Origin of the sequence: Tabrizicola sp., assembly GCF_031377265.1 — a bacterium.
GTDB lineage: Bacteria > Pseudomonadota > Alphaproteobacteria > Rhodobacterales > Rhodobacteraceae > JAUYQR01.
On record NZ_JANMET010000007.1, the window covers coordinates 1 to 4,818 of the forward strand.

6 protein-coding genes are annotated in these 4,818 nt (G+C 62.9%); 2 read left to right on the top strand and 4 right to left on the bottom strand.

The window, feature by feature from the left end; genetic code table 11:
* The 4 genes from RMO18_RS00525 to RMO18_RS00540 all read right to left on the bottom strand — a co-directional run.
* Positions 1–1,370: terminase large subunit domain-containing protein (locus RMO18_RS00525; RefSeq protein WP_309663284.1), on the bottom strand; the 1,370-nt coding region annotated here is incomplete at its 3' end.
* A gap of 362 nt (positions 1,371–1,732) precedes the next feature.
* On the bottom strand, positions 1,733–1,975 hold the full coding sequence (locus RMO18_RS00530) for a hypothetical protein (protein ID WP_309663285.1): 243 nt from the start codon (positions 1,973–1,975) through the stop codon (positions 1,733–1,735).
* Entirely contained in the window at positions 1,972–2,505 is a 534-nt protein-coding gene (locus RMO18_RS00535) for a hypothetical protein (RefSeq protein ID WP_309663286.1), read from the bottom strand. The genes RMO18_RS00530 and RMO18_RS00535 overlap by 4 nt, the downstream gene beginning before the upstream one ends.
* Complete coding sequence (locus tag RMO18_RS00540; RefSeq protein WP_309663287.1) at positions 2,502–3,095, bottom strand: hypothetical protein; 594 nt, start codon at positions 3,093–3,095, stop codon at positions 2,502–2,504. Before RMO18_RS00540 ends, RMO18_RS00535 begins: the two co-directional genes overlap by 4 nt.
* On the opposite strand from RMO18_RS00540, the gene RMO18_RS00545 reads away from it, so the two are divergent.
* Together RMO18_RS00545 and RMO18_RS00550 are read left to right on the top strand one after the other, a co-directional pair.
* A complete protein-coding gene (locus tag RMO18_RS00545; protein WP_309663288.1) occupies positions 3,094–4,251 on the top strand; it encodes a phosphoserine transaminase in 1,158 nt (385 codons plus the stop codon). The genes RMO18_RS00540 and RMO18_RS00545 overlap by 2 nt on opposite strands.
* A 43-nt stretch (positions 4,252–4,294) precedes the next feature.
* Positions 4,295–4,818, top strand: a 524-nt coding sequence (locus RMO18_RS00550; protein WP_309663289.1) for an NAD(P)-dependent oxidoreductase, incomplete at its 3' end; no start/stop codon positions are given.

The window sequence follows — 4,818 nt, forward strand, 5'->3', positions numbered from 1 at the left end:
AGCCCCGCCGCCTGCATGGCCTCGGTGAATTCGGCATGACGGAACCTGTCGCCTACGATGCAGGACACTTCCGCGCCGTCCAGGTGCCGGACGATCTTTGCCAGCCATTGGCCGGCGGGCACGGTCGCCTCTCCCATCACCGACAGCTCACCGCGTTCGTTCATCTGGACGTAGCGGTCCGAGACACCATCCGCCGCGCCGCGATCCGCCAGCGATGGTGAAGCCGGGAAGGTGCCAAGCGCTTCAAGCCGCCCGGTGTCGGGCCAGTAAAACGCCGCCGCTGACATGCTGCGACTGCCGCCCAGATCGACGCCCAGGATGCACGGCCCTTGACGGGGCGGCAGATCATCGGGCGATACCTCTGCCGCCATCCATTCATCCACGGTGACCAGGACCGAACGATCCTCGGTCGAGGTGCGCTCGTTGCGGTTCAGATTTCGGAAACTGGACAGCGCCGAACCGCCTCGCGCGATGGCACGGCGGGCTTGAGCGACCAGCCAATCTGGGGTCGAACCGATTCCTTCTGCCGCGCCGGGGTTTGCCTGCAGCAGGCTGTCGAGGTCATCGGCAGGCAGGCCGAAAGCAGGGCGATGTTCTTGCACGTAGGTGCCTGGTGGCGGATCATCCAGCCAGCGAGAAAAGGTGTTCGCGTCATCGGGGGCACTGGTGGAGATGATCAGCGCTCGGCCGTCACGCTTGCCCAGGCCGGACATGATCGCGTTCTCGAGATTGTCGCCCTTCTCACGATCCCAAGCCGCGCGTTCGTCCAGGATCGCCAACGTCGGGGCACCACCAAGAATTGATTTGCCGTCAGCGGCGATAACCCGGATCAGACCACCACCGAAGCAGTCGCATTCGACCTCGAGCTTTGATCCGCGACGGATGGTAAAGAGTGCCTGGTCTTCCGGCGGCAGTCCTTGGATAAACCCGACCACGAAATTGAAGACGGTCCGCGCCTGGTCACGGTTTCGGGCAGCGGCGATGATTTCGCGCTTGGGCTGAGGGTGCTCCTGCAGCGCGCCCACCGCCTCTGCCAACGCCAAGCCTGCCGCGAGTGCGGTTTTCGCGTTGCCCCGCCCAATCGACAGCACGCCGACCATGACATTCTTCGCGAAAGTCCCCTTTACGAATTTTCGCTGGAATTCTGCAAGTTTTAGTGGTTTTCCGGCCCTTTTTCCCTCTGGAATCAACAAAAGGCTCAGAAACTGAATGGCTCGGATGCCCGGCGACTTTCCCGAAATTTTCGACGTGAGAGAGAAAGGAAGACTACCAGGCCGGTCCTTAGGCGAACCGAAATCGGCGGCATTGGCACCATTTCCAGCGGCGCTGGGGAAAAGGTCGTGAACGACGGATGCAGCGCTGATCTTCATCTCAAGTCCTTCTCGGTCTCGTCTCAGTCTCAAGACTCACAGCCCATTGGCTGGTGAGGGTTGTTGTGACGGGCATAGGAAGACAGCCCACAGCACATGGCTGCGGCTGTCCCTATGCCCGCACGGTCTTGCCATTGGCCGGAGCCGGGCCGCCGCTTAGGGCCTCACTGTGCGCGCGTCCTCGCCAGTGAGTTGACCGCTACTTCCTGCACGTCGAACGCTGTGCAGCGGATCGGGCTTCGGTCTTTCGGACTGCCCTTTGCATCTGATCCGGCCCCGTGGTATGCTTTCAGTGCGAGCGGCCACTGTCTGAACCCTCCCGCCCGCACCGGCCCGCCGCGCCAACGGCGGGCTTCCTTCTTTCATCCCTCCAGTTCGATGACCTGCCCGTCACCACTGCCCTCAAAGGCGGGCAGCTCGGCGACCATCTGGCGCATGACCGAAAGCTGCCTGGCGCTCGGCTTCCATCCCGGTTTCTTCCGATCGCGCTGGATCGAGAGGGCAAAGCCTCGCGCCCAGCCTTCTGCGTCGCGGATCACACGGCCCCAGCTGAACAGCAGCTGGTCAACGTCAGCATCGCCAGTGAAGTGCCTGTCTGCGGTCACAGCGCCACCCTCCGATAGCGGGCAGCGATCCGCGCCATGTGCGGGGACATGCCGTTGCTCTTGCCGTCGCCGGGGCCTCGCATCTCGTAGTAGGCCATCGCCTGGTCCGCGACAGCGTGCCTGACGTCATCGGGGATCGCGGCGGCCGTGGCACCGAAGCCCGCAAGGTAGGTGATCACGACTAGGCCGCAGGGCTTGTCCCCTGTGAAGCGGATTGCGGGGCGCAAGCCGGTGATGACTGCGAAGGCGTCAAAGGCCAGACCGTCGACCGTGATATCGACCGATAGCGGATCGACCAGCGGCGCAATCGGCAAGCCCAGCATGGCAGACCGGATCGGCTCCTCGAGGGTGACGCCGATTGTCTGGTCCAGTAGAGCGATCTGAGCGAAGTCCTCAAACTCCCGTGCAGCTGCCAGCGACAGTCGATGCACTTCGCTCTGATCACCTGGGTAAGTCAGCCGGCCATGCTCTGCCACCTCGGGCAGGTTGAACGGGGTGGCGGATGAGACAGACGTGCGTTGAATGATCATGACGCCTGCCCGCCAGTCGCCACTTTGCTGAAGCGCGCCTGCACTTGGGGGCTGAAGCTTTTCCAGAGGATCCAGAAAAGCCGTTTGCGGGTCTCGAGGTGCATCGCCCGGTTGCCCAGATTCTTGAGAACGGCGGCGAGCGTGGCGACCAGCACCTCTGGGGGCTCAACGCTGGCCCACCAGTCCACCTCCTCCTGGGCATTGAGGAAGAAGTCGGGGCGCTGCCCACCATGGGTCAGGCCGGTCAACGCCGCAGACATGATCTGGACAGCGTCATCCGGATGCGCTTCCCCAATGGCCTCACACAAGGCGCGGGCTACGGCCATTCGGTGGCGCACATCTTCCGGTATCAGGTCGGCTTGGGCGCGCGTTCCATGTTCGGACAGACCGGGAACAATCCCGGAATCGGCTGTGTCAGTTTTGTGCCAATCCTGTCCGCACGTTCCTACATCGTTCTGCGAGAAGCCGCATGAACCTGCAACGTCAGCATCGCAAGAGCCTTTGGGAATTGACGTTTTTTCGGGGATATCGTAGGTGCCGTCTTGGGACACCCTTCCCCAACGAAGGGCTTTTAGCTGGAAGGCTACCATGACAGATCTGACCCCACCGGCCACGCGCCCGGCAAATCCGCGTTTCTCCTCTGGCCCTTGCGCCAAAATCCCCGGTTATTCTCTGGCTATGCTGAACGACGCGCCGCTGGGCCGTTCGCATCGGGCCGCAGTTGGCAAGGCCAAGCTGAAAGAGGCGATCGACCTTACCCGCGATATCCTCGGCGTTCCATCCGATTACCGCATCGGCATTGTGCCCGCATCCGACACCGGCGCGTTCGAGATGGCAATGTGGTCGATGCTGGGTGCCCGCCCGGTCGAAATGCTGGCCTGGGAAAGCTTTGGCGAAGGCTGGGTCACCGACGTGGTGAAACAGCTGAAACTGGATGCGAAAGTCAAGATCGCGCCCTATGGTCAGATCGTCGATTTCGCCGCGGTCGATTTCGACGCCGACGTGGCCTTCACCTGGAACGGCACCACCTCGGGCGTCCGCCTGCCGAACGGCGATGCGATCCCGGCCGCCCGCAAGGGCCTGACGCTGTGCGACGCGACCTCGGCGGCCTTTGCGATGAACCTGCCGTGGGACAAGCTCGATGTGACGACGTTTTCTTGGCAAAAAGTGCTTGGCGGCGAAGGCGCGCATGGGATGCTGATCCTGTCACCCCGCGCGGTTGAACGGCTGGAAAGCTATACTCCCGCGTGGCCTCTGCCGAAGATTTTCCGCCTGACCTCCAAAGGCAAACTGATCGAAGGGATCTTCACCGGCGAGACGATCAACACCCCATCGATGCTCGCGGTCGAGGATTACCTCGTATCGCTGAAATGGGCGCAGTCCGTCGGCGGCCTGAGCGGCCTTGTCGCCCGCGCCAGCGCGAATGCACGCGTCGTCTGGGATTTTTGCGCCGCCAACGCTTGGCTCGCCAATCTGGCCGAAAACCCCGCCACGGCCTCCACAACCTCGGTCTGCCTGAAGTTCACTGACCCCCGCATCACCGACGGCGAGGGCTTTGCGAAGGCTGTCGCCAAGCGGCTGGAAAAGGCGGGCGTGGCCTATGACGTAGGCGCGTATCGTGACGCGCCAGCCGGCCTGCGCATCTGGTGCGGCTCGACGGTGGAAACCGCCGACGTGGCGGCGCTGATGCCGTGGATCGCGCATGCCTTCCACTCCGAAATCGCAAGCCAGGCAGCGGCCGTCTGACGCGGCCCGATTCCTGACCCTTCATTCATATAAGGAGCCCGCCATGGCCCCCAAGGTTCTCGTATCCGACGAACTCTCTGAAACCGCCGTCCAGATCTTCCGCGACCGCGGGGTCGAGGTCGATTACATGCCCAAGCTTGGCAAAGACAAGGACGCGCTGGCCGCGATCATCGACCAGTATGACGGGCTGGCCATCCGTTCGGCCACCAAGGCCACCGAGAAACTTCTCGAAAAGGCCACCCGCCTCAAGGTCATCGGCCGCGCTGGCATCGGCGTTGACAATGTCGACATTCCTGCCGCCTCCAAAAGAGGCGTGATCGTGATGAACACGCCCTTCGGCAACTCCATCACCACCGCCGAACATGCGATTGCGATGATGTTCGCCGTCGCCCGGCAACTTCCCGAAGCCAACGCCTCCACCCAGGCCGGCAAGTGGGAGAAGTCGCGTTTCATGGGGGTGGAGCTGTTCAACAAGACCCTCGGCGTGATCGGCGCCGGCAACATCGGCGGCATCGTCTGCGACCGCGCAGTGGGCCTGCACATGAAGGTCGTGGCCTATGATCCCTT

Coding starts and splice junctions, on each gene's coding strand:
- RMO18_RS00535 (WP_309663286.1), bottom strand. CDS start 2,505: ATGATCATTCAACGCACGTCTGTCTCATCCGCCACCCCGTTCAACCTG.
- RMO18_RS00545 (WP_309663288.1), top strand. CDS start 3,094: ATGACAGATCTGACCCCACCGGCCACGCGCCCGGCAAATCCGCGTTTC.
- RMO18_RS00540 (WP_309663287.1), bottom strand. CDS start 3,095: ATGGTAGCCTTCCAGCTAAAAGCCCTTCGTTGGGGAAGGGTGTCCCAA.